The organism is Paenarthrobacter sp. C1, assembly GCF_049315185.1.
Classification (GTDB): Bacteria; Actinomycetota; Actinomycetes; order Actinomycetales; family Micrococcaceae; genus Arthrobacter; species Arthrobacter nicotinovorans.
The window spans coordinates 3,568,856-3,592,340 of the sequence record NZ_CP186052.1 but is presented as its reverse complement, the minus strand read 5'-3'; the positions used below and the strand labels follow the sequence as shown (position 1 = coordinate 3,592,340).

General features: G+C 63.2%; 20 protein-coding genes. 13 read left to right on the top strand and 7 right to left on the bottom strand.

Going from position 1 to position 23,485, the window contains the following annotated elements; all coding sequences use genetic code 11:
• The first annotated feature begins 11 nt into the window (after positions 1-11).
• Genes ACNAOU_RS16845 through ACNAOU_RS16835 form a run of 3 tightly spaced genes read left to right on the top strand, consistent with a single transcriptional unit; the run spans position 12 to position 3,359 of the window.
• On the top strand, positions 12-1,961 hold the full coding sequence (locus ACNAOU_RS16845; protein WP_422757284.1) for a DUF2264 domain-containing protein: 1,950 nt from the start codon (positions 12-14) through the stop codon (positions 1,959-1,961).
• Positions 1,961-3,028 (top strand): alpha-L-fucosidase, encoded by a 1,068-nt coding sequence (locus ACNAOU_RS16840; RefSeq protein ID WP_422758690.1) that lies wholly within the window; start codon positions 1,961-1,963, stop codon positions 3,026-3,028. Before ACNAOU_RS16845 ends, ACNAOU_RS16840 begins: the two co-directional genes overlap by 1 nt.
• On the top strand, positions 2,967-3,359 hold the full coding sequence (locus ACNAOU_RS16835; protein WP_422757283.1) for a hypothetical protein: 393 nt from the start codon (positions 2,967-2,969) through the stop codon (positions 3,357-3,359). Before ACNAOU_RS16840 ends, ACNAOU_RS16835 begins: the two co-directional genes overlap by 62 nt.
• Here ACNAOU_RS16835 and rarD read toward each other — a convergent pair whose 3' ends face one another.
• Positions 3,360-4,430, bottom strand: a complete 1,071-nt coding sequence (rarD, locus tag ACNAOU_RS16830; protein ID WP_064721538.1) for an EamA family transporter RarD — start codon at positions 4,428-4,430, stop codon at positions 3,360-3,362. It lies immediately after the preceding gene.
• Between the two features lie 118 nt (positions 4,431-4,548).
• Here rarD and ACNAOU_RS16825 point away from each other — a divergent pair, with 118 nt between their 5' ends.
• The 6 genes from ACNAOU_RS16825 (at position 4,549) to ACNAOU_RS16800 (ending at position 12,357) form a co-directional block, all read left to right on the top strand.
• Positions 4,549-5,988: an FAD-dependent oxidoreductase gene (locus ACNAOU_RS16825; RefSeq protein WP_422757282.1), complete on the top strand. Its 1,440-nt coding sequence runs from the start codon at positions 4,549-4,551 to the stop codon at positions 5,986-5,988.
• Positions 5,989-6,133: 145 nt separating this feature from the next.
• Entirely contained in the window at positions 6,134-7,477 is a 1,344-nt protein-coding gene (locus tag ACNAOU_RS16820; RefSeq protein ID WP_422757281.1) for a GAF domain-containing protein, read from the top strand.
• Between the two features lie 96 nt (positions 7,478-7,573).
• Positions 7,574-9,097: an aldehyde dehydrogenase family protein gene (locus ACNAOU_RS16815; RefSeq protein ID WP_018776796.1), complete on the top strand. Its 1,524-nt coding sequence runs from the start codon at positions 7,574-7,576 to the stop codon at positions 9,095-9,097.
• 95 nt (positions 9,098-9,192) lie between these two features.
• Positions 9,193-10,215 carry an alcohol dehydrogenase AdhP gene (gene adhP / locus ACNAOU_RS16810; protein ID WP_179128300.1) on the top strand — a complete coding sequence of 341 codons (1,023 nt, stop codon included), beginning with the start codon at positions 9,193-9,195 and terminating at the stop codon, positions 10,213-10,215.
• Between the two features lie 11 nt (positions 10,216-10,226).
• The gene (locus ACNAOU_RS16805; protein ID WP_026267023.1) at positions 10,227-10,643 is read left to right on the top strand and encodes a DUF779 domain-containing protein; all 417 of its coding nucleotides are present in this window, start codon (positions 10,227-10,229) and stop codon (positions 10,641-10,643) included.
• A 166-nt stretch (positions 10,644-10,809) separates the two neighbouring features.
• Positions 10,810-12,357 (top strand): amino acid permease, encoded by a 1,548-nt coding sequence (locus tag ACNAOU_RS16800; RefSeq protein WP_064721541.1) that lies wholly within the window; start codon positions 10,810-10,812, stop codon positions 12,355-12,357.
• 177 nt (positions 12,358-12,534) lie between these two features.
• Here ACNAOU_RS16800 and ACNAOU_RS16795 read toward each other — a convergent pair whose 3' ends face one another.
• The 4 genes from ACNAOU_RS16795 to ACNAOU_RS16780 all read right to left on the bottom strand — a co-directional run bounded on the left by ACNAOU_RS16795 (position 12,535) and on the right by ACNAOU_RS16780 (position 16,095).
• Positions 12,535-13,170 carry a DUF2461 domain-containing protein gene (locus ACNAOU_RS16795; RefSeq protein ID WP_275775801.1) on the bottom strand — a complete coding sequence of 212 codons (636 nt, stop codon included), beginning with the start codon at positions 13,168-13,170 and terminating at the stop codon, positions 12,535-12,537.
• A 148-nt stretch (positions 13,171-13,318) separates the two neighbouring features.
• Complete coding sequence (locus tag ACNAOU_RS16790) at positions 13,319-14,800, bottom strand: catalase (RefSeq protein ID WP_018776791.1); 1,482 nt, start codon at positions 14,798-14,800, stop codon at positions 13,319-13,321.
• A gap of 14 nt (positions 14,801-14,814) precedes the next feature.
• Entirely contained in the window at positions 14,815-15,294 is a 480-nt protein-coding gene (locus tag ACNAOU_RS16785) for a Fur family transcriptional regulator (RefSeq protein ID WP_018776790.1), read from the bottom strand.
• 30 nt (positions 15,295-15,324) lie between these two features.
• Entirely contained in the window at positions 15,325-16,095 is a 771-nt protein-coding gene (locus ACNAOU_RS16780) for a hypothetical protein (RefSeq protein WP_422757280.1), read from the bottom strand.
• A gap of 63 nt (positions 16,096-16,158) precedes the next feature.
• Here ACNAOU_RS16780 and ACNAOU_RS16775 point away from each other — a divergent pair, with 63 nt between their 5' ends.
• From ACNAOU_RS16775 to ACNAOU_RS16760, 4 genes are all read left to right on the top strand, one after another.
• Entirely contained in the window at positions 16,159-17,430 is a 1,272-nt protein-coding gene (locus ACNAOU_RS16775) for an MFS transporter (RefSeq protein WP_422757279.1), read from the top strand.
• A 113-nt stretch (positions 17,431-17,543) separates the two neighbouring features.
• Positions 17,544-18,413, top strand: coding sequence for a zinc metalloprotease HtpX (htpX, locus tag ACNAOU_RS16770; RefSeq protein ID WP_039242510.1), 870 nt, complete (start codon positions 17,544-17,546; stop codon positions 18,411-18,413).
• A gap of 478 nt (positions 18,414-18,891) precedes the next feature.
• Entirely contained in the window at positions 18,892-19,353 is a 462-nt protein-coding gene (locus ACNAOU_RS16765; protein WP_422757277.1) for a hypothetical protein, read from the top strand.
• A gap of 621 nt (positions 19,354-19,974) precedes the next feature.
• On the top strand, positions 19,975-20,433 hold the full coding sequence (locus ACNAOU_RS16760) for a hypothetical protein (RefSeq protein WP_039242506.1): 459 nt from the start codon (positions 19,975-19,977) through the stop codon (positions 20,431-20,433).
• Positions 20,434-20,881: 448 nt separating this feature from the next.
• Here the strand turns inward: ACNAOU_RS16760 and efeB are convergent, their stop codons facing one another.
• Positions 20,882-22,291, bottom strand: coding sequence for an iron uptake transporter deferrochelatase/peroxidase subunit (gene efeB / locus ACNAOU_RS16755; protein WP_422757276.1), 1,410 nt, complete (start codon positions 22,289-22,291; stop codon positions 20,882-20,884).
• The gene (efeO, locus tag ACNAOU_RS16750; RefSeq protein WP_422757274.1) at positions 22,288-23,460 is read right to left on the bottom strand and encodes an iron uptake system protein EfeO; all 1,173 of its coding nucleotides are present in this window, start codon (positions 23,458-23,460) and stop codon (positions 22,288-22,290) included. The genes efeB and efeO overlap by 4 nt, the downstream gene beginning before the upstream one ends.
• Positions 23,461-23,485 lie beyond the last annotated feature (25 nt).

Sequence of the window (23,485 nt, the reverse complement as noted above, 5' to 3'; positions counted from 1 at the left end):
CAAGGAACCCTGTGACACAGCTCCCGCCAGTAACCCAGCCCTGGCTTCCCCATCCTGATCCCGTCCTGTCTCCGCTCACGGGCTGGACCCGCGGCCATTGGGAAGCCACAGCCGACCATTGGCTCGGACACATCCGTGCCTACTCCAGCCCGCTCAAGGCCAGCCCACGCCTTCCGGGCCCGGTGACGCGTGACGGCGAGCGCCGGGAAGGCATGGAGACCATCGGACGGAGCATGCTGATGGCCGCGCCGCGGATCGCCGGTGCCCGTGGCCGGGACCGCTTGGAGTTGGCGGCTTGGTACCGGGAGGCGCTGCTGGCCGGTACCGAACCTGAGGGTGCAGAACGTTGGCCGTTGGGTGTCACGTGCAAGTCACCCTTGCTGGGGGTGACCAACTCGATCGTGGAAGCGGCGAACATCGCTTTCTCGCTCCACATCGCCAGGGAGTGGCTGTGGGAACCGTTGGATGCCGATGAAAAGAAGCAGGTTGCCGGCTGGTTGCGGCACCATGCCCGGCTCGAGGTGTGGGGTAACAACTGGCAGCTCTTTCCGGCAATGGCGGAGGGTTTCCTGCGTTCGGTGGGGGAGGACGTGTCGGGCTGCACGGGTGCGCGGAATGTGGCCCGGGTGGAGTCCTGGTATCTGGGCGATGGGTGGTACACCGACGGGCCGGAGCACGCCATCGACTACTACAACGCGTGGGCCATCCACCCTTATTTGTGGGCCTGGTACAAGATGACCGGCCGTGAGGATACCCCCGAGGGTCGCCGTCATCTGGAGCGTCTGCGCGAATTCGTGGGTACGCAGAGCCTGATGTTCGCCAGTGATGGGGCAGTGCTGCACGTCGGGCGATCCTTGGCGTACCGCACGGCCGTTCTGGCCGCCTTGTGGTGTGCCGAGATCTCTGGCGTGAACCCGTTGACGCCGGGTGCCACGCGTCGACTGGCGTCCGGGGTCCTGGCGAACTTCACCGCGAAGGGCGTTGGTGTTGATGGGCCGCCGAACCTGGGCTGGTATGACGAACATCTGGGCTCCTGCCAGGCGTACAGCGGGTTCGGTTCACCGTATCTGGCAGGCATCGGCTTCCTGGGGTTGGCGCTGCCGCCGGAGCACAGGGTGTGGCAGGACGTGGAAGAGCCGCAGCCCACAGATGGCCCGGCCGCTGTTCGGGCGTTGCCTGATGCGGGTTGGACTGTGATCAGCGATGGCGGCTTGGTCCGTCTCACCAACCACGGCAGCGACCATTGCGGCCTGCCCGTGGGCGGCGGCACGGACCCCGATGATCCGCACTACGCCAAGTTCTCCTATTCCACCCATACAGCGCCGGGTACAGGAGTTGCGTGGGAGGACAACGTGGATGGTCACCTTGCGTTGTTGGGGTCCGACGGCGTGGCGAGCCGGCGCTGTGCCCTGCGCGCCACCCGCACGGACGGCCTCGTCAGCGGATCCGTCCACATCCCTCAGCTGCACGGAAAGACCCTGCCCGGCACGGCCGTCAATACAGTTTCGGTGGTGCACGGCATCCACGAGCTTCGCTGCCATTTGGTCCGTGGCCCGATGGAGTATTCCGTCCGGGAGGGTGGCCATGCTGTAGCCGGCGCCACGCCGGTGGACGTTGGAACGACGGACAACACCGCGTGGGCCGGCAACGGTGATGTCTACGTCGCTGTGACTGCGGTGCACGGCTGGGACGAGCCGCGGACCACGCGGTATATGGATGCCAACGCCATGGGCAAGCACTCAGCAGTCCCCAGCCTTGGCGCGGAGCGCAACAGTGAGGAAACGGTCCACGTTGCCCTCCACACGCTGACCCGGGGACCGGCTCCTTCGCCGGAAGCGCTCCAGGCGGCTGCCGCCGTCGTGGTTTCCGGTACGGAAGTGTCCGTGTCGTGGGCCGGCGGTGCTTCGCAAACTTTCGATCTGCGGACGTTTGTCCCTTGGGATGGGCAGGTGGGTAAGTGATGGACCTCAAGTACGGCGCGTCGCGGGAAAATCCCCGCGAGGATGGTGCGATGCAGCGGTTCCGCGGCCATCGCGTGGGGCAGTTCATTCACTGGGGTCTTTACGCCCTGCCGGCTGGTCGCTGGGAAGGCAAAGACGTGGAGTTCGCCGCTGAGTTCCTGCCCCGCGTGGCGAAGATTCCGCAACAACGCTGGGAGGCGCTCGCGAACGATTTCACCCTGGCGGATTTCGACGCCGAGCGGTGGGCGGACACGGCAGTGGCGATGGGCGCCCGCTACATGACCATCACCACCAAACACCACGATGGTTTCTGCCTGTGGCCGAGCGCGCACACGGACTTCCACATGGGGAACACGCCCTCCGGCCGCGATGTCCTGGGTGAGCTGGTGGCCGCCTATGAAGCCCGGGGGATTGACGTCAACTTCTACTACTCGGTGCTGGATTGGCGGCACCCGGACTGGCGCTTCACGCTGGAGAACGACGCCGACAACCTGGCTTTCGCCCGCTACCTCGACTTCGCGATGAAACAGTTGGAAGAACTGGCCGAACGCTATCCGAGCGTGAAGGGCTTCTGGTTCGACGGCACGTGGGACGAATCCGTGAAGGCCAACGGGTGGTGGACCTGGGAGGTCGAACGGATGTTGAAAGAACGTCTTCCCGGCGTGGTGGTCAACAGCCGCTTGCGGGCGGACGACCTTGGAGCCAGACACGTGGACTCCAACGGCCACCTCATGGGCGACTACGAAAGCGGCTACGAGCGCCGGCTTCCCGAGCCCTGGGACACCAGCGTTGCCACCCGTGACTGGGAAGCCTGCATGACCATTCCGCAGGCGAGCTGGGGATACCACCAAGGCCCGTGGGCGCAGTCGACGCTCAAGCATCCCTGGGATGTGGTGGACATGATCGCCCACTGCACATCCCTGGGATGTGGTGGACATGATCGCCCACTGCACATCCCTGGGCGGCAACTTCCTGCTGAACTTCGGCCCCCGCGGCGACGGCTCCTTGGCCCCTGCCGAGGTGGAGATCGCCCGCAGGGTGGGGGAGTGGCTCGCAGTCAACGGTGAAGCGGTCTACGGTTGCGGGTACGCCGAGGGCTGGGAGTACCCGGGTTGGGGTTACTACACCCGCGACACCTCCAGCGGACAAGTGTTTGCTGTGGTCACGCGCCTGCCGGCGTCGGGGCGGGTGCGCCTGCAGCTCCCCGCGGGCCTGGAGCTCACGGGGCTCCGGACACCCGGGACCGGCGCGCACCCGTACAACAGGCTGGCAGATTCCGTATTCGAGGTGGAACTGCGGGCTGGCTCAGAGGCTGGTCCGGCCGTTCTTGCCCTGGAAACTGGACTCCTTGCCGGGCCTGCTTCCGAAAAGGAGCCCAATCCGGACGTGCTCGACTAGCTAAGCTCCGGCCGCTGCCACCCGGGCCTTCTTCCTCAGCACGGAATTCTTCCTGGTGGTCCGCAGCATGTCGATGGTCAGCAGGACCAAAGCAAGCCAGACAACGCAGAAGCCGATCCAGCGGGCCGTCGTCATGGTTTCGTGGAACACCAGCAGCGCCACAACAAACTGGAGGATCGGCGCGAAGTACTGGAGGAGGCCGATAGTGGTCATCGGGAGGCGACGGGCAGAGGCACCGAAGAAGAGCAGCGGAACAGCGGTGATCACGCCGGAAGCCACCAGCAACCAGAAATGTCCGGCGCCCATCGTCGTGAGGGTTTCAGCTCCCGTGACGCCCAGGACCACCATGGTGATGGCAGCAAAGGGAGCCAGCACCACGGTCTCAACGCTCAAGCTCGTCAAGGCATCCACCTTGGGACCAACGCGCTTCTTCACGAAACCGTACAAGCCAAAGCTGAACGCCAGAATCAGGGCGATCCAGGGGAGTTGCCCGTACGAGAAAGTCAGGACTCCCACCGCGACGAATCCAATGCCCACGGCCGTCCACTGCAAGGGGCGCAGCTTCTCCTTGAGGACGAAAACACCCAGGAGGACCGAGACCAGCGGGTTGATGAAGTAGCCCAGGGAGGTCTCAACAGCATGTCCGGTAGTGACGCCGAACGTGTAGGTGAGCCAGTTGATGGCGATCAGGCCGGCGGCGAGCGCGAGCGGCCCGAAGACGCTACGGTCCTTCAACGCTGCACCGAAAACCCGCCAGGCCCGCGTGATGGTGATCAGGAGGGCGCAAAAGATCAGGGACCAGACAATCCGGTTGGCCACGATTTCGATCGCCCCGGCAGGCATGAGGATAAAGAAGTAGAGGGGAAGCAGGCCCCACAGGCCGTAAGCGCCGATGCCGAACAGGATTCCCGCCGTCGACTCGCTCCTCACAGGCTTGGCGGAACCGCCGGTTCCTGCTCCACCGCCCTTGGCCGCCGCCGTCGGGGGCTGGTTTGAAGGGGAGCCTGAGATGATCTGTTCCGGAGTCGACACATTGTCGCCAACACCGGGTACTGCTGCAATATTCCGCAATTTTTGTGAATCTCTGTGACTCCTGCCATATAAGCGGCCGGGTGTAGGGTCGACACCTAGAATTGAAGTCTGCGCGCCCCCAACAGCGGCGTGGCTCACTGCTTCGGAAGGGCTCACGGTGTCCAACTCAGCCGCAACCATCCCCAATCGTCCCCTTCGCGTTGCCATTGTCGGTGCAGGCCCCGCAGGGGTTTACGCCGCGGATATCCTGACCAAGTCCAACGAGGTCAAGGACGGGCACGTTGAAGTGAGCATCGACCTCTTCGAGGCGTATCCCGCGCCCTACGGACTGATCCGCTACGGTGTGGCGCCGGACCATCCCCGCATCAAAGGAATCGTCAACGCCCTCCACAAAGTGCTGGACCGTGGCGACATCCGCTTCCTGGGCAACGTCACGTACGGCCGAGACCTTACTTTGCACGATTTCCGCTCCTTCTACGACGCCGTGATCTTCTCCACCGGCGCCATCAAGGACGCGGACCTGAACATTCCCGGCATCGACCTGGAAGGGTCCTTCGGCGGCGCCGACTTCGTCTCCTGGTACGACGGCCACCCGGACGTGCCCCGGGAATGGCCGCTGGATGCCAAGGAAATTGCCGTGATCGGCAACGGCAACGTTGCACTGGATGTAGCACGGATGTTGGTCAAGCACCCTGAAGAACTGTTGGTCACCGAGATCGCGGACAACGTGTTCGCAGGCCTCAAGAATTCGCCCGTCACCGATGTCCATGTGTTCGGGCGCCGCGGCCCCGCCCAGGTGAAGTTCACGCCGCTGGAGTTGCGCGAGCTCTCGCACTGCAAGGACGTGGACATCGTGCTGTACCCGGAGGACTTCGAGTTCGACGAAGCCTCGGATGAGGCGATCCGCAGCAACAACCAAATCAAGATCATGGTTAACACCATGACCAACTGGCTGGTGGAGGAGCACGCCGAATCCGAGCAGCCGTCCTCCCGCCGCCTGCACCTGCACTTCCTGCACAGCCCCGTGGAGATCCTGGACTCGCCGGAGACGCCCGGCAGGGTGGCCGGCATCAAGTTCGAACGGATGGAACTGGACGGCACAGGAAACGTCAAGGGCACCGGGGAATTCGTGGCGTACCCCGTCCAGGCCGTGTACCGCGCCATCGGCTACCACGGCTCGCCGCTGGATGAACTTGAGTACGACGCCCGCCGCGGCGTCATCCCGAACGACGGCGGCCGCGTCCTGGGCGCCGACGGCAAGCCCGTGCCGGGAATCTACGCCACCGGCTGGATCAAGCGCGGACCCGTGGGGTTGATCGGGCACACCAAGGGCGACGCCCTGGAAACCATCGGCTTCCTCCTCGAAGACCGGCTCAACCTGCCGCCGGCAGAAAACCCGGACCCGCAAGCCATCATCGACCTCCTGGAAGAGCGCGGGGTGGAGTACACCACTTGGGAGGGCTGGAACCGGCTTGACGCCCACGAGGCCGCACTTGGTGCTGCCTGGTCAGCATCCGACGAGAATCCGGACGGTGTGGTTCGCGAGCGCATCAAGGTTGTGCCGCGTGAGGAAATGATCCGGATCTCCCGCGGCTGACCCTTGGAGTTTTTGTACACCTAATGCCCCTATTCGGACGCTTTAGGGTCATCAGCTGTACAAAAACTCCATCTGGCGAATTAGACTCTCTCGTACTGTGCTGCCCACCGCGCGCGGCCCAACGCACAGAATGTCAGGGAGTTCGATGAGGAATCCAGTCCACCCGCCGGTTCCAGGCAGCGATGCCGCGGAGCTGCTGCAGAAGCGTGCCCTGGCCGGCCATGAACGCCTCGAATCCCTGCGCATTGGCGTGCCGGAAGATATCGTCGGGCTGCGCCGGCTGGTCCGGGAATCCTGGCAGCGTTCGGCGAGTCTCCAGGCCAACCCCGACGTCGCCGAAGCCCCCTTGGCGATGGAACGCGATGAGCTGGAGGAGTACCGCCGGCAGCACCCTTTGGCCACCATCATGCCCGTGATCAGGAAACTGCTGGTTCAGCCCAGCCATGACAGCGGTCTTCTCGTGGCCGTGGGGGACGACGTCGGGCGGCTCTTGTGGGTGGACGGCGATCCGGTGATGCAGCGGCGGGCCGAAGGCATGATGTTCGTGGCCGGCGCCGACTGGTCCGAAGCCTCCGTTGGCACCAGCGCACCCGGCACGGCACTCGCCCTCGACCGGAGCATCCAGATCTCCGGAGCCGAACATTTCAAGCGCTCCGTCCATCCCTGGAGCTGTACCGCGGTTCCCTTCCACGATCCCGATTCCGGTGCAGTGCTGGGCGTTGTGGACATCACCGGGACAGAAACGGCCGTGGCGCCGCACACCCTGTCCCTGGTGGAGGCGACGGTCGCAGCTGCCCAGGCGCAGCTGCGGATTGAGCGGCTGCAGCTCGCGGCCGCCGTTCGAGACAAACCACGACGCCGGAGCGCGGCCGCCGCTTCAACCCCCGCTTTGTACCGCAACAGCCTGCAGTTGCTGGGGCGTGACAGTGCCCTGCTCAGCATCGCCGGCCGGACGGTCTCCTTGTCCGCACGGCACAGCGAAATCCTTGCCATCCTGGGCAACCATCCGGATGGACTGAGCGCCGATGACCTCTGCGCCCTGCTTTACCCGGGCGACGGTTCTTCCGTGACGCTCCGGGCGGAGATGGTGCGGCTCCGGAAAGTCATCCAGGAGATCAGCCCGGACGCGGTTCCCGAATCCCGCCCCTACAGGCTGCCGGTCGAGTTGCTTCCGGACTCCGGGCAGGTCCTCAATTGCCTGCAGCGCGGCGCCCACCGCATTGCCCTGGAAATCTACAAAGGTGCGCTTTTGCCACGTTCGGAGGCACCCGGCGTCGTGCAGTTGCGGGAACGGGTGTCCCACCTGCTGCGGGAAGCGCTGCTCAGCGACGGCAGCGTCGATTCGCTCCTCAAATATGCGGAACTGCCCGAGGCGAAGTACGACGTCGACCTCCGCCTCGCCGTGCTGAAGCTGCTGCCGCCGCGCTCACCGAAGCGGGCGGCCGTGGTCGCCGATCTTGAGCGGATCGACGTCGAGTTGAAAGCGTGAGCTGACTCACACTGTTGCAACGTAGCTGCAACCCCCTGGCTCCTAGGCTCGGATCAATGGCGACAGCCACCGTGATTCGCAGCAAAGGAGCTAGCAATGACTGTTTATGCACAGCCGGGTGCCGAGGGTTCGAAGGTCACCTTCAAGGACCGCTACGAGAACTGGATCGGCGGCGAATGGGTTGCCCCGGTCAAGGGCGCCTACTTTGAGAACATCACCCCCGTGACGGGCAAGGCCTTCTGCGAAGTTGCCCGGGGGACGTCGGAGGACATCGAACTGGCGCTGGACGCAGCACACAAGGTTGCACCGTCCTGGGGGAAGACCTCCGCCACCGAACGCGCAGCCATCCTGAACAAGATCGCCGACCGCATTGACGAGAACGTGGAGCTCCTGGCTGTTGCCGAGACCTGGGACAACGGCAAGCCCGTCCGCGAGACCTTGAACGCCGACATCCCGCTGGCAGCTGACCACTTCCGCTACTTCGCCTCCGCCGTCCGCGCCCAGGAAGGCCACCTCTCCCAGCTCGACGAGGACACCACGGCGTACCACTTCAAGGAGCCGTTGGGCGTTGTCGGCCAGATCATCCCGTGGAACTTCCCCATCCTCATGGCCGTGTGGAAGTTGGCCCCGGCGCTCGCCGCCGGCAACGCCGTGGTCCTGAAGCCCGCTGAGCAGACGCCGACGTCGATCCTGGTTTTGATGGAGCTCATCGGTGACCTGCTTCCGGCCGGCGTAGTAAACGTGGTCAATGGATTCGGTGTGGAAGCAGGCAAACCGCTGGCGTCCAGCCCCCGCATCCGCAAGATCGCCTTCACCGGCGAGACCACCACCGGCCGGCTGATCAGCCAGTATGCGTCCAACAACCTCATTCCGGTCACGCTGGAACTTGGCGGCAAGAGTCCGAACATCTTCTTCGACGACGTCGCCGCCCAGAACGATGCTTTCTACGACAAAGCGCAGGAAGGGTTCACGCTCTTCGCCTTCAACCAGGGCGAAGTCTGCACCTGCCCGTCCCGCGCACTCGTTCAGGAAGGTATCTACGACTCCTTTATGACCGACGTCGTGGCCCGGACCAACAAGATCATCCAGGGCAACCCCTTGGACACCGACACCCAGATCGGCGCCCAAGCCTCCAACGACCAGTTGGAGAAGATCCTGTCCTACATCGACATCGGAAAGCAGGAGGGCGCCAAGGTCCTCACCGGCGGGGCCCGGGCTGAGCTGTCAGGCGATCTGGCCGGCGGCTACTACGTCCAGCCCACCATCTTCGAAGGCCACAACCGGATGCGGATCTTCCAGGAGGAAATCTTCGGCCCGGTGGTGTCCGTGACCAAGTTCAGCGACTACAACGACGCCATCGGCATCGCCAACGACACCCTCTACGGTCTTGGTGCCGGCGTCTGGTCGCGCAACGGAAATGTCGCCTACCGCGCGGGCCGGGAAATCCAGGCCGGCCGTGTGTGGGTCAACAACTACCACGCCTACCCGGCAGGTGCCGCCTTCGGTGGCTACAAGTCCTCAGGTATTGGCCGTGAAAACCACGCCATGATGCTGGACCACTACCAGCAGACCAAGAACCTCCTGGTCAGCTACAACGAGAACAAGCTCGGCTTCTTCTAAGAGTTTTTGTACAGCAGATGCCCTTATGGAGCGGACTTAGGGGCATCAGCTGTACAAAAACTCCCATCATTCGTACAGATCAAAGGAGATCGTCAATGACCACCACTATGCAAGCAGCAGTAGTCACTGAATTCGGAACCGACCTGAAGGTCATGGAGGTCGAACGCCCGACGCCGGGTCCCGGCCAGGCGCTGGTCCGCCTCATTACGTCGGGGGTATGTCATACCGACCTGCACGCCGCCGAAGGCGACTGGCCCGTCAAGCCGACACCACCGTTTATTCCCGGGCACGAGGGTGTCGGCGAAGTGGTAGCCCTCGGCGAAGGGGTCACGGACGTGGCGGTCGGCGACCTCGTGGGCAATGCCTGGCTGTGGTCGGCCTGCGGAGACTGCCAGTACTGCCGGACGGGGTGGGAAACCCTGTGCGAGTCGCAACAGAACGGCGGCTACAGTGTGGATGGCTCGTTCGGTGAATACATGCTGGTGGACACCCGCTTCGCTGCCCGCATCCCGGCAGGCTCGGATCCGGTGGAGGTTGCACCCGTGCTCTGCGCCGGCGTCACGGTGTACAAGGGCTTGAAGATGACCGAGGCCAGGCCGGGGCAGTGGGTCACCATCTCCGGCATTGGCGGCCTGGGGCACATCGCCGTCCAGTACGCAGTGGCAATGGGTCTGCGGGTGGCAGCGGTGGACATTGCCGACGACAAACTGGCGCTCGCCAAGGAGCATGGTGCCGAGTTGACGGTCAATGCACTGCATGAGGACCCGGCGGAGGTCATCCAGCGCGAAACGGGCGGCTGCCATGGCGTGCTGGTCACGGCCGTGCACCCCTCGGCGTTCGGACAAGCCATTGGCATGGCCCGGCGCGGTGGAACGATCGTCTTCAACGGTCTTCCGCCCGGAGATTTCCCGGCGCCGATCTTCGAGATTGTCCTCAAGGGCCTCACGGTCAGGGGATCGATCGTGGGCACCAGGCAGGACCTCGAGGAAGCGCTGGAGTTCTATGCCCAGGGGAAGATCAAGCCAACGGTGTCCACCCGGGAGCTCTCGGAAGTCAACGCAGTCTTCGACGAGATGAAGCACGCCAAGATCGACGGCCGAGTGGTTCTGAAGTTCTGATGAACGCCAACATGTCCCAGGACATCCTGGAAGCTTCGGTGACGCTGCCCGGGGAGGACTTCTCCCGGGTGGCGCTCACCGGAGCATCCGTGGAGCTGCTCCTCAAACTCTGGGAGCAGCACGGCCCTTTGATGTTCCACCAATCGGGCGGCTGCTGCGACGGCTCGGCTCCCATGTGCTACCCGGCGGGGGAGTTCTTGACAGGTGACTCCGACGTTCTCCTTGGGCGGTTCGACCTCGGGCCCGATGGAAATGCCAAACCACTGGAGTTCTGGATGTCCAAGGAGCAATTCAATTACTGGTCCCACACCCACCTCACCGTGGATGTGGTTCCGGGCCGAGGCAGTGGGTTCTCCGTTGAGTCTCCCGAGGGGAAGCGATTCCTGATCCGATCAACGCTCATGGACTGGGACGTGCCAAGCATTTAGGGTGGGTGGCTGGTGTGATGAGGGTTACGGGCCCTCATCACACCAGTCACACCTGTCACGCGAATTCGGTAGGCGTCTCACTATCTGGGATAAATATGGCCGTCCATTGGTCGGACACTATTCTTGATGAGTCCTATACCACCCCCATCCAGAATGTGGCATTTTTATGAACATTTTCAGGACCAAGTCGATTGAGCAGTCGATCGCCGATTCCGACGAGCCTGGTCGCAAGCTCAAGCGCAGCCTGAGCACGTGGGACCTCATGATCATGGGCGTCGCCGTCGCTGTCGGCGCCGGTATCTTCTCGGTGGGCGCGAAGGCTGCCGCCAACTTTGCCGGCCCCGCCGTCACTATTTCCTTTGCCATCGCAGCAGTCACCTGCGCGTTGGCCATCATGTGCTACGCGGAGTTCGCGACCGCAATTCCCGTTGCCGGTTCCGCCTACGTCTTCACGTACGCCACCATGGGCGAAGTCCTTGCCTGGATCATCGGCTGGAACCTCATCCTCGAACTTTTCACCGCCGCGGCAGTGATCGCCAAGTACTGGGGCATCTACCTCAGTACGGTGTTTGGCTTGATGGGCGTGGAGATGCCGCCCTCGATCAGTGTGTTTGGCGTTGACCTTTACTGGGGCGCCTTCCTCATCGTCGCGATCTTCACCGTGCTGCTGGTGCTGGGGACAAAGTTGTCCGCCCGCGTTGGCAACGTCTTCACGATGATCAAGATCGCTGTAGTGCTGTTCGTGATCGTAGTGGGCTTCAGCTACGTGAAGTTCTCCAACTACACACCCTTTGTTCCGGCCTCCGAACCGACTGCCGGAACGGGCGCGGCCGATGTCATGAAGCAGTCCTTCTTTGGCTTCCTGACCGGTGCTGCTCCGGCCCAGTACGGAACGCTTGGCATCTTCGCAGGCGCTGCCTTGGTCTTCTTCGCCTTCATCGGCTTCGACGTGGTGGCCACCTCCGCCGAGGAGGTCAAGAACCCGCAGAAGACCCTGCCCCGGGGCATCTTCGGCGGCCTGGCGCTGGTGACATTGCTCTACATCCTGGTCTCCCTCGCCCTCACGGGAATGGTTTCCTACACGCAGCTGGCCGAAGTCAAGAACCCCACCCTGACCACGGCTTTCGAAGCTGTGGGCAACACTGACGCCGCCAAGGTCATCGCTTTCGGTTCCCTGGTAGGCCTCACCACCGTCATCATGGTGCTCCTCATGGGCTTGTCCCGCGTGGTGCTTGCCATGAGCAGAGACGGTCTGCTGCCCCGCTCCCTTTCCAAGACCAGCGAGAAGCGCTCCACCCCGGCCCGCCTGCAGATCATCTGCGGTGCCGCCGTGGCGATCGTGGCAGGTGTGACCAAGGTGGACCTCCTGGAGGAAATGATCAACATCGGAACGCTGTCCGCGTTCGTGATGGTCTCCCTGGGCATCCTTGTGCTCCGCAAGAAGCGCCCCGACCTCAAGCCGGCGTTCCGCGTTCCGTTCGGCAAGGTCCTGCCCTGGGTCTCCGCCGTACTGTGCGTCTACCTCATGACCAACCTGGCCGTGGAAACCTGGATCTTCTTCGCGATCTGGCTGGTGATCGGCATGGTGATCTACTTCTCCTACGGCCAGCGTCACTCGCGGCTCAACGATAAGTTCGCAGCCGCCAAAGCCGCTGTCGCAGGCGGCGGCAAGACCACCGGCGACGAGGACGAAGACACCTTCACCAAGGTCTGACCCATCGCTGCTGCTTGTCAGGCAGCTGCTTTTGTCATAGCTCAAGGGGAACGCCCGGGAACCGCTGGTTTCCGGGCGTTTTCTGTTTCCGGGAGCGCACCCGTCCAGAGGGCCCTTCACTGGGCGCCAGCCTTGGGACCCTAGCCCTCACAGCGCTGGCCCCAACGCCACCAGCCCTCACGGCGCCGCGTACTCACTGACCCACTCCACCAGGGGCCTCAGCGTCTCCCAGCGGAAGGCAATCTCATCCTTGGCCGCTGCGGTGGACAACCACGCCGGCTGCCCGACTTCCACTCCGGCCGACAGGGACTTGTGCTTTAGCAGCTCCGCCCGCGGATGGTCCTTGTCAAAGCCGCGGGGAACGGTTTTGAGTTTTTCCCCTTCAATCGCAAAACCAGCAGCGGAGACGGCGTCGGTGATCTGTTGCAGCGCCAGGCCACTGTCCGGCGCGTCGACTGCGGCCCGGTAGCGTGCCAACTGGGCGGGCGTGTGGGAGTGGTAGCCCCCACCGATCAGGAGACCGTCGGCGCTGATCTGCACGTAATAGCCAACGCCCTCCCGTGTGGCTGCGAAGGCTCCCTGGGCCGTTTTATAGGGTGACTTGTCCTGGGAGAACCTGATGTCCCGGTTGGGGCGGAAGATCTTTGCGGGCCCGAACCTCGGCTCCAATTCCGCGAGGAGAGCCGTCAGCGGCTCCCTGACCTCGGCGTCGTATGTCGCTTTATGCTCCAGCCACCACTCGCGGTTGTTGTTCTCTTCAAGGTCCTCGTAGAAGCGGAAAGCGGCTGCCTGAATGCCTTCAAATGTGTTCATACAGGGATCCTATGGAGCGGCATGAGGGCGCAGCCATAGCTGGAGGCTGCTATGTGGAAACAAGGGCTATGTGGAAAACAAAAAGAACACCCCGCCGCGGAGTGGATCCGCGGCGGGGTGTTCCTGGAAGTGCTTGGAGCAAAGACGCTTAGAGCTTGTTGGCTGCTTCGGCGTCGGACTCGGTCTGGCCTGCGCCCAGGTTGGCACGGAGCTTGGCGCCGAGGTCGGCGTCAACGTTCGTCCAGTACTGGATGGCGCGTTCCTTGATGTCGGCGTTCTTCACGCCGCCAACAGCACCGGTGATGGTGTCCAGGAGGCGGGCCTTGGCGGCGTCATCGTAGACCTCGCGGTACAGGGTACCGGCCTGGCCGAAGTCGTCATCCTCAGCGTGCAGGGTGTGGGCGGAGAGGGTGAGCTCGCCGTCGTTCTCCCAGCCACCGGCGGGGGAGGTCGGCTCGACAGCAGCCGGGCCACCAACGGAGTTCGGTGCGTAAACCGGGGTGGACGGAGCGTTGAACAGGTAACGTCCCTGGCCATCCTGGCTGTAGTTGTTGACCTGGTTCTTGGGCTGGTTCACCGGGATCTGCGCGTGGTTGGTGCCAACGCGGTAGCGGTGTGCATCGGCGTAGGAGAAGATGCGGGCCTGCAGCATCTTGTCCGGGGAAGCAGCGATGCCCGGCACGAAGTTCGACGGCGCGAAGGTGGCCTGCTCGATCTGCGCGAAGTAGTTCTCCGGGTTCTTGTTCAGCTCCATGGTGCCCACGTGGATCAGCGGGTAGTCGGAGTGCGGCCACACCTTTGTGAGGTCGAACGGGTTGAAGCGGTACGTCTTGGCATCCTCGTACGGCATGACCTGAACGTGGAGTTCCCACGACGGGAAGTTGCCGGCCTCGATGTTCTCGGAGAGGTCGCGGATGTAGAAGTCTGCATCCGAACCGGCCAGCTCTTCAGCCTGGTCACCAGTGATGGTCTTGACGCCCTGGTTGGACTTGAAGTGGTACTTGACCCAGAAACGCTCGCCGGCGGCGTTGATCCACTGGTAGGTGTGCGAACCGTAGCCCTGCATTTCACGCCAGGAAGCCGGCAGGCCACGGTCGCCCATGAGCCAGGTGACCTGGTGTGCGGACTCGGGGGAGAGGGTCCAGAAGTCCCACTGCATGTCAGCGTCACGCAGGTGGGTACCCGGGAGGCGCTTCTGGGAGTGGATGAAGTCCGGGAACTTGATGCCGTCGCGGATGAAGAAGACGGGGGTGTTGTTGCCCACGAGGTCGTAGTTGCCCTCGGAGGTGTAGAACTTCACGGCGAAACCGCGGGGATCGCGCCACGTGTCGGGAGAACCGTTCTCGCCTGCAACGGAGGAGAAACGGATCAGCATGTCCGTCTCGACACCCGGCTGCAGGAAAGCAGCCTTGGTGTAGGCAGAAACGTCAGAGGTGGTCTTGAAGGTACCGAAAGCTCCGCCGCCCTTGGCGTGCACTACGCGCTCCGGGACCCGCTCGCGGTTGAACTGGGCGAGCTTTTCCACCAGGTAGTGGTCGGTCAGGATGATGGCACCGTCAGCGCCGACGGACTTCGAGTGCGCGTCGGACGTAACGGGGGCACCTGACTGGGTCGTTGAAATGGCAGTCATTGTTCTCCTTTTTCCTATTTCTGAGTTACTGAAGTATTTACGGGAAGCTGTTGTTTGGCCTGGCAATCCTGGCAGATGCCTTGGTAAAGGACGTCTGCGATCTGGATTGTCATGGGCTTGGAATTTTCGTTCCAGTGCGGTGTGAGGCACGGTGCGTGGCCCACTGCGCAGTCCACGTCCTCCACCTTGCCGCAGCTGATGCAGACGGCGTGGTGGTGGTTGTCGCCTACCCGGGTTTCGTAGAGCGCCGGGGAGTGCGGGGGTTCAAAGCGGCGCAGCATCTGCAAATCCGTAAGGTCGCTGAGCACTACATAAACGGACTGCGCCGTCAGTTCAGGCAGTTCCTGGCGGGCAGCGGCAAGGATGCCTTCTGCCGGGGAGTGCGGATGGTGCTGGACTGCGGCCAGCACTGCCAGCCGCTGTTTGGTTACACGCCTGCCGTGGGCATGCAGGGCCGCGGCCCATGCTTGCTGCTCAGCAGTGTGATCTGTCATGCATTCATTCAAACACTTATTTTGATAAGTTCACAATAAGGCAAGGCTAACTTCCGGTGAACGAAACAATTCCACTACCGGGTTGAGTTCTTCCGCGGCCGAGCGGCCGAGCGCATGCACCCGCAATGGCGTTCCCGGGGTCAGCGACTCCACGGCCAGGCAACTGAACCCGCTGACGCCACCGGACAGCGGCAGCGCGCCCAGCGATGCACCGATCGCCAAAAGGTCAGCAGGCGGGAAGTCCCGAACTGAGGCTACGCGGCTCACGGGCTCCATGACGGTATGGCGCTCACCCGCAGGAATCGTCCGTACCAGCACTGCGGGGTCCGGAACAGGTTCGACGGCGGCCCTGGCCGCGTCTGCGGACGCCAGGATCGCGTCGGGCAGCTCGCGGCGCAGTGACTCACGGATCGCCTCGTCGGTCGCCTCCAGTTCGGACTCGGGGAGGGCCACCCGACGGTGCGCCGGCAGCGAGAGCTGAAGTCCCGGCGTCGTGGTTTCGCCAGCCCAGCGTCCAAAAAGATGGAACGTCGGAGTTGACGATTCAGCCACAGGTTCACCCAGCCCGGCTCCCAGCGGATGCCACTGATGGGCGAACATGACGGCGCAGTGCTCCACGCCCAGGACCTTCGCCAAGGCCGCGCGTGCCAGATGGTGGCAAAAAAGCCAGTCAGTTGCGGACGGGAGCGCGAAATCCGTGGACGGATCAGACAACCTGACCACTACGTGCGCGGCTGTGAGGGGATGACGTGGCCGGGCGATCTCCCAAAAGCCCGAACGGTACAACAGTCGTCGTGACATGACCATGTCAACTCCTTCCCCGGGGTGAGCCTACCAAGCCGTGGCGCTGGTTAGGGTTGGACGGTGGCAAAACTACTGGCAGACATCACTCCGATCAAGGAGAGTCCTGCTTTTCGTCGTCTCTGGCTGGGGGCGTCCGTTGCCGCCATCGGCACCCAACTGACCCTCGTGGCTGTCAGCCTGGAGGTGTACCGGCTCACCCAGGAAAGTTTCTACGTGGGGCTCCTGGGTATCTTCGCGTTGGTTCCCCTGGTCATTGCCGGCCTCTACGGTGGATCCATCTCCGATGCCTACGACCGACGCAAAGTGGCCTTGATTGCGTCCCTCGTCTTATGGGCTTCCACGGCCGGCCTGGCACTGCAGGCGTGGCTGGGTCTGGGCAACATTTGGGTTCTTTATGCGTTGGTAGCCATCCAAAGCGGAGCGCAAGGCATCAACGGCCCGGCCCGGAGCGCCATCATTCCACTCCTGGTCCGCAAGGACCTGCTGCCCGCGGCCAACGCCTTGAGCATGCTGACCTTTGGCCTCTCGATGACCGCCGGACCACTCCTGGCCGGGGTACTCGTGGCAACCATCGGCTTCGGGTGGACCTACACGATTGACGTCATCAGCTTCACCTTCGCGTTGTGGGGACTTTTCAGGCTTCCGCCGCTGCCGCCCTCCAAGGATGCCGTCCGGCCCGGGTTCCGCTCCGCGGTGGAGGGCTTCCGGTTCCTGGGCGGGCGGCCCAACGTCCGCATGACCTTCATCATCGACCTCATCGCCATGATCTGCGCGCAACCCCGGGCCCTGATGCCCGCCATTGGCGCCGTGATGATCGGTGGAGGCGAAACCACCGTGGGTGTGCTGCTCGCTTCCACGGCTGTGGGAGCGTTCCTTGCGGGCCTCTTCTCTGGTCCGTTGGGAAGGGTACGCTGCCAGGGCAGCGCCGTGGTGTGGTCCGTGATGGGGTGGGGCGCCTCAATTGCCGGCTTTGGGCTGGTGGTGCTCCTCGCAGGTGATGCCGGACGCAATGGAACCACGCCGTGGCTGATGCCGGCCGCGCTCTGCTGTGCGCTCGCAGGTATTTCGGATTCCGTGAGTGCCGTTTTCAGGACCACGATTCTCCAGGCGGCCACACCGGACCATCTGCGTGGGCGGTTGCAAGGGGTGTTCATCGTGGTGGTAGCTGGCGGACCCCGGGTGGGAGACATGCTTGCCGGTGGAGTGACACAGTTCCTCAGCGAGGGTGGGGTGCTGTTGCTGGGTGGAGTCCTGTGCATTGCCCTGGCATGGCTCGCTTCCCGACTCCAACCCGGCTTCGTCGCCTACGATTCAAAGCATCCGGTGCCCTGAGCAGGCGGGGGCCAAGCCAGGAACCGGCGCCTGGGCCCGGAACAGGCGGACCGGCGTCGGCGTTAAACGAAGCAAAGCCCCTGCAAGAGCTGAAGAAAGAGAACGAGAGCAACGTGCATAAACACAACAATGGACTCAAGACCGCGGCACTCTTCGGTGTGCTGTGGGCGGTGTTGTTGGGTTTGGGCGCCATCATTGCCTCAGGAACCCGGAGCACCGCCCCCATCTGGATCATGGCCCTGATCGGCGTGGGCACCACAGCGTACGGCTATTGGAACAGCGACAAGATCGCCATTCGATCCATGGCTGCCTACCCGGTCACTGAGGCCCAGGCTCCCCAGCTGTACCAGATCGTCAGGGAGCTGTCCGTGCGGGCGAACAAGCCCATGCCACGGATCTACCTTTCACCCACCATGACACCCAACGCCTTCGCCACCGGCCGGAACCCCAAGAACGCCGCTGTCTGCTGCACCGAAGGTATCCTGCACCTGCTGGACGCCCGGGAACTCAGGGGCGTGCTGGGCCATGAGCTGATGCACGTGTACAACCGCGACATCCTGACGTCGTCCGTGGCCGCGGCTGTGGCCGGCGTCATCACATCCGTGGGCCAGATGCTGCTGATCTTCGGAGGCGGCGACCGGCGCAATGCGAACCCCCTGGCGACCATTGCCATGGCGCTGCTGGCACCATTTGCGGCCTCGCTCATCCAGATGGCGATCTCCCGCACCCGTGAATTCGACGCGGACGAGGATGGCGCCCAGCTCACCGGGGACCCGCTGGCACTGGCCTCGGCGCTGCGCAAGATCGAGTCCGGGGTGAGCCAGTTGCCGCTTCCGCAGGACCAGAGGCTGGTCAACGCCTCGCACCTCATGATCGCCAACCCGTTCCGTGGCGGCGGCATGCGGCGCATGTTCTCCACCCACCCGCCCATGAAGGAACGCATCAGCCGACTGGAGGGAATGGCAGGGCGCCCGCTCGCCTGACGTGCTTGCAGCAATAAGCTTGATGGAGAGGGCGCGGTAGTGCTGCTTGGTTTGTTCTGCGCGCCGCGCTGCGTCGGCATGACGGAGCCACTGACTGACACGGAACGGGCCCCGGGGATGCAAAACCCGGCAGGACGGTGTCTGGGTTATCAAGCGTCGTACCGCAACGTGGGCGCGACACATACCGTGGTTGAAGACCCGTCGAGCAGTTGGTACTGCTGCACCCGTCGCGGCGGAAATCCCCGGGGACTTCGCAGGAGGCCTGCACCTCAGTGCTGCTTTGTAGTGGGATATAGCGGCTTTCGCGTTCCGTGGACGGTTTGCCGGGTCCGAATATCCTGAGCAGGCAACCGACGCAACACCAGCGGCTGCAAGTTATTCGAGAACAGGCAGGGGATCACTGTATGTCATGGCGCCCGGGCAGCAGCGCTGCAAGATACTCTTCAACTCGAATGTCTTAGCTGCCAAGGGGGAAACCATGAGCGTTCAAGTACCGAGTCCAGAGCACATGCCTGTATCTACTTCAAGCAACGACCCGGCCAAGACTGTCAAGGCTCGAACCTCGGTCGGCGTCGGCCTCATGGTCTTCACCGTGCTCACGGCTGCCGGGTCCTTCCTGCTCTACCTTCCATACATTTCAGTGCTGGAATCGCTCACTGATGCCGACAGGTCCGAGCAGGCCGGGTTTATTGCGCTGAACGTCTGCTACCTTCTGGCGCTGCTGGGTACAGGAATCTGGAACGTCGCAGCCAGAAGGTCTTCATCGAAAGTTCCATTGCTTGCAGCGCTCGTGATGACACTCGTGGCGCTCACGCTGAGTTTGGTGAACACGATCGACGCCGTGGTGACCACGGGACGTCTGCCCGGGGTTTTCATCACGCTTCTGCTGGCGGCGCTGATCATCCAGACCATCAAGCTCTTGCGGGCAAAGCGTCTTTGAGGCCATGAACAAAGCACTGCTTCCCGACGATTGATCAGGTCGCTGAGGAACTCAATGTCTCTGCGGACCAGGTCAGGGCGCTGCTGAAGACGGAGAGCTGCTAGGCCTCAAGGTTGGATGCCGGAACGTGTGGCGCCTGGCTTACATCCGCGGCCATCCTGTCCAGTACCTGCAGTGATTACATCTGCAACGTTGTAATCCAATCCCGACGAGCATTGTAGCCAGTGCCTTTACCTGATATTTTGAGCCAACATCCTCGACATAAGTCCGAGGGGGCACAGCGAATATCGGGGGATATATGCGCCTAATTAGAAAAGCAGTGGCAGTGGGCAGCGTCGTAGTCGGGCTGTCCTTGAAACCTTCAGCCGCTCACACAAGCTCGGCTCCTGGCGACCTCAGCTCTTAGACACTCAACGGGATCCAGTACTGGAACCAAGCCAATGTCACCGCTACCAGCAGCAGCGCGTAAGCAGAAACCGGAAGCGGTCCAAACTTTCCAAAAGCGTCTCGCCAGCCATCCGGGCCACGATGTTCGAGAGCAGCTCGACGGGCAAAACTGCGGCGTTTCGGTCTGATCCCAGGCAAGGTCCAAAACCCGTGAGTCAATTTTTAGGGGAACCGATGAAAAACAGGTCGCGTAAGGTCAAGGTTCTTTCGGTTGTTCTGGGTGCTGTTGTTCTCGGCACTGCGGGAATCGGTGTCGCCAACGCCACAGTGCAGGCAACGGAGCAACCTCTACCCGAAATGTCCCAGGTGACTTCCTTCGCTGGGGATGCAGGTCTTGACCGCACCGCAGGAGGACAAACATATGGTGTCCCGGAGGAAATCAAGGGCCAAACCGCTGAGCCTGATCTGATTCGCGTATACGCCACGAACGGTCGACTCGGGTATATCCGCAACCCGGAACGCAAGGTTGCTACTGGCGATCCTTCGCTCTTCAAATCACCGGAAGAAGCCTTGAGGTGGCAGGAGAACCGTGTGCCAGGTCACGTAACCATCCCGGTCTACGACGTGGACGGCGTTACGAAGATCGGCGAGTTCGAGTTCTCCGCGCCCAACCCCACCAGTAATGTCAAGTAGCAGCATTTCAGGCCGAGAAGTCGTCTTGGAGCATTCATGCTCTATGGGGTGGCCCCTTGGCGTACGCCGCCTACCGCTGCACAGCTTGTCTCTGCTCCAGATCAGGGCTTCTCCGCCCAGGCCAAGCCTCGCCAGTTCTTAATTTCGGCATGACCCAAGCCGATGGGTCCGCGGCCGACCGAACCCGTTTGTCCGCTTACGCGTCAGGAACAGATCGATGCAGATTTCGTCTGGTGGATTGTCCTTACTGACGGAACCCAACAAGTCTGTCACGATCAGCTCGTTCCACCCGTGATGGGTCGGTGACTCGATTTCACCTTCCGCGTCACCGACGGTAAGTCTGCCCTGGGGTACTTGGACCCTTCCGCGGAATATTTCGGTTCTGTCCGCGCTCGAGGGATCCGCCTCCCCGGCTGGCCTGCATCAGCGATCGCTCAACCAGGGACTGCTAAGCGAACAGTCCTTCGCCGATGAACCCGCCGGCCTGCACCCCGGGAGGAACCGCAAACAAACCCGAACCGGTGTGCTTCAGGTACTCCACGGACAACGTGTCGCCCTTGGCCATTGCCAGTTGCATGGGCACGTAGTGCGTCCGTGGATCCTTCACGAAAGCGATGAAGAAGAGACCGGCATCCAGATGCCCCAGCCCATCCGAACCGTCCGTGAAGTTGTAACCTCGGCGGAGCATCCGCACGCCGTTGTTCTGGTCCGGGTGGGCCAGCCGCATGTGCGAGTCCATGGGAATCAGCGGCTCGCCATTGCGGCCCGCCATGGCAAAGTCCGGTGTGCTGAACTCATCGCCGCCTGACAAAGGAGCCCCGACGCCCTTGGTGCGCCCAATCAGCCCCTCCTGTTCACGCAGTGAGGTGCGGTCCCAGATCTCAATGTGCATCTGGATCCGGCGGGCCACCAGATAGCTGCCGCCTGCCATCCACTGCTCGGATGCAGGGCCGCCAGGGGCCACCCACACGTGCTCGTCCAGCAGCGCGTTGTCCTCGACTTTCAGGTTGTTGGTGCCGTCCTTGAAACCGAAGAGATTGCGGGGAGTCACCTGTGCCCGGGACGTTGAGGAGGTGCGCCCGAATCCGAGCTGGGACCAACGGACGCGGACCTTTCCGAATCCGATTCTCGCCAGGTTGCGGATGGCGTGCACGGCAACCTGCGGGTCATCGGCGCAGGCCTGGACCACGATGTCTCCGCCTGTGCGCCCCGGCTGGAGGTCGTCGCCCGGGAAGTGGGGGAGGTCGATCAAAGCCTCAGGTCGCCGCCCGTCCAGGCCGAACCGGACCTTGCCGTCCTTTTCGAACAGTCCGGCACCAAAACCAAACGTCAGGGTCAGTTTCGACGCCGCCAGGTCCAAAGCCTCGCCGGTGTCCTCCGGCGGGGCGTCATAAGGTCCATCGACGGCGCCGGTCTTGCCGGTGGGGTCCCCGGCCGCCATCGCCTGCGCCGCGGCAGTCCAGTCCTTCAGGAGCTTGATGAGTTCCTTGCGGTCCTCGGTGGTGACATCGAACGCGGCCATGTGGAGACGGTCCTGGGCAGGGGTCGTGATACCTGCCTGATGGTCTCCGAAGAACGGGACTACCGCTTCTCCGGCGGCCGGAACGGAGGCAGATGCTGCGGTTGCCGTCACGGCGTCGTGGCCCAGGAAGCCGGCGGCCAGGCCGGCAACGGCTCCGGCCCCGCCCACGCCCGCCAGTGACAGCAGGCCACGGCGGGACATCCGGGGGGTGACGGTTTCAGCGGTAGCCGCTGTGCCGCCGTCGGTCGCCCCTCGGGAGGTTACGACGTCGTTCGGCTCACCGGAACGCTCGACGCCGGCGGCGTCACCGGTGTGCCCGAAGGGGCAGCCGCTCACAGGACCACGGCTGAGGTGAGCTTGGAAAGGGGCTCACCCAGCGAGTCAACCAGCGAAGCCAAACCCTGGACTTGCTCCGGGCTGAGCTCGTTGTAGTAGGCAAAGCCGTCGCCCTTTGCGTGCTTCTTCAGTTCGGCCTGCAGCGCCGCGAACTTTTCATCCAAGGACTTGGAGAGCTCAGCGTCTTTCTGCTCCAGGGCCGGCTTCAGGCTCTCGAAGGCGATGCGGGCGCCGTCAACATTGGCCTGGAAGTCCCAGAGATCCGTGTGCGACCAGATTTCTTCTTCGCCGGTGACCTTGCCGGTGGCCACTTCATCCAGGAGTTCCTTGGCGCCATTGCCCAGCTTGTCCGCAGTGAGCTCCACGGTACGGGTGCGGGTGGCGAGGTCCTCGGTGTCGGCGACCAACTGCTTGGAGATGGCGGTGCGCTCAGCAACGGTCATGGCCGTGTAGCCTGCGGGCGGGAAGAGGTCCTTTTCGGCGCGGTGCCATCCGGTCCATTCCTGTCCGGGCTCAAGGTCGGCTTCGCGGGCATCCAACTTGGGGTCGAGGTCGCCGAAGGATTCAGCCACCGGCTCGATCCGTTCCCAGTGCATGCGGGTGGCCGCGTAGAGCTCGCGTGCCTTCGCGGCATCACCGGCGGCAAAAGCGTCGGCGAATGCCTTGGTGCCGGTGACGAGCTGTTCGGTCTGGTCCTTGACGTAGGCGGCGTACTGCTGGGTGCCGGTGTCCAGGAGCTTCTGGAAATCGGCGTCGACGCTGGGCTTGTTGCCGGACTCGGTGACCTCGAAGGAAGCGCGGATGCCATCGCCCTGCATGCCGGGCTTGCACGCGGTGTTGTACTTGCCTGCCGGGGCTGTGACCACCAGGTTGCGGGTGATCCCGGGTCCGATGTTCTCCACTTCGCCCAGGATGCGCAGGCCGTCTTCTGCCAGCAGGTAGAACTCCGTGACCTCGGTGCCTTCGTTCTTCACCGCGAAGGTGAGGTTGCCGCTGGGTGCGGTGGCAGCGGAAACCTTGCACTCGTTGGCCGTGCTGCTGACCTGGATGGGGCCATCCGCGGCGGCTGTGGTCTTCGCGTTGTCAGTGCAACCGGCGAGGACCAGGGGTACGGCCGCGGCCGCGCCGATCACGGCAAGGGTATTGCGGAGTTTCGTTGAAACGGGCATGGGTGAATCCTTTGTCTATGAACGG

Coding starts and splice junctions, on each gene's coding strand:
- ACNAOU_RS16840 (WP_422758690.1), top strand. CDS start 1,961: ATGGACCTCAAGTACGGCGCGTCGCGGGAAAATCCCCGCGAGGATGGT.
- ACNAOU_RS16820 (WP_422757281.1), top strand. CDS start 6,134: ATGAGGAATCCAGTCCACCCGCCGGTTCCAGGCAGCGATGCCGCGGAG.
- ACNAOU_RS16815 (WP_018776796.1), top strand. CDS start 7,574: ATGACTGTTTATGCACAGCCGGGTGCCGAGGGTTCGAAGGTCACCTTC.
- adhP (WP_179128300.1), top strand. CDS start 9,193: ATGACCACCACTATGCAAGCAGCAGTAGTCACTGAATTCGGAACCGAC.
- ACNAOU_RS16805 (WP_026267023.1), top strand. CDS start 10,227: ATGTCCCAGGACATCCTGGAAGCTTCGGTGACGCTGCCCGGGGAGGAC.
- ACNAOU_RS16800 (WP_064721541.1), top strand. CDS start 10,810: ATGAACATTTTCAGGACCAAGTCGATTGAGCAGTCGATCGCCGATTCC.
- ACNAOU_RS16795 (WP_275775801.1), bottom strand. CDS start 13,170: ATGAACACATTTGAAGGCATTCAGGCAGCCGCTTTCCGCTTCTACGAG.
- ACNAOU_RS16790 (WP_018776791.1), bottom strand. CDS start 14,800: ATGACTGCCATTTCAACGACCCAGTCAGGTGCCCCCGTTACGTCCGAC.
- ACNAOU_RS16785 (WP_018776790.1), bottom strand. CDS start 15,294: ATGACAGATCACACTGCTGAGCAGCAAGCATGGGCCGCGGCCCTGCAT.
- ACNAOU_RS16780 (WP_422757280.1), bottom strand. CDS start 16,095: ATGTCACGACGACTGTTGTACCGTTCGGGCTTTTGGGAGATCGCCCGG.
- ACNAOU_RS16765 (WP_422757277.1), top strand. CDS start 18,892: ATGAGCGTTCAAGTACCGAGTCCAGAGCACATGCCTGTATCTACTTCA.
- ACNAOU_RS16760 (WP_039242506.1), top strand. CDS start 19,975: ATGAAAAACAGGTCGCGTAAGGTCAAGGTTCTTTCGGTTGTTCTGGGT.
- efeO (WP_422757274.1), bottom strand. CDS start 23,460: ATGCCCGTTTCAACGAAACTCCGCAATACCCTTGCCGTGATCGGCGCG.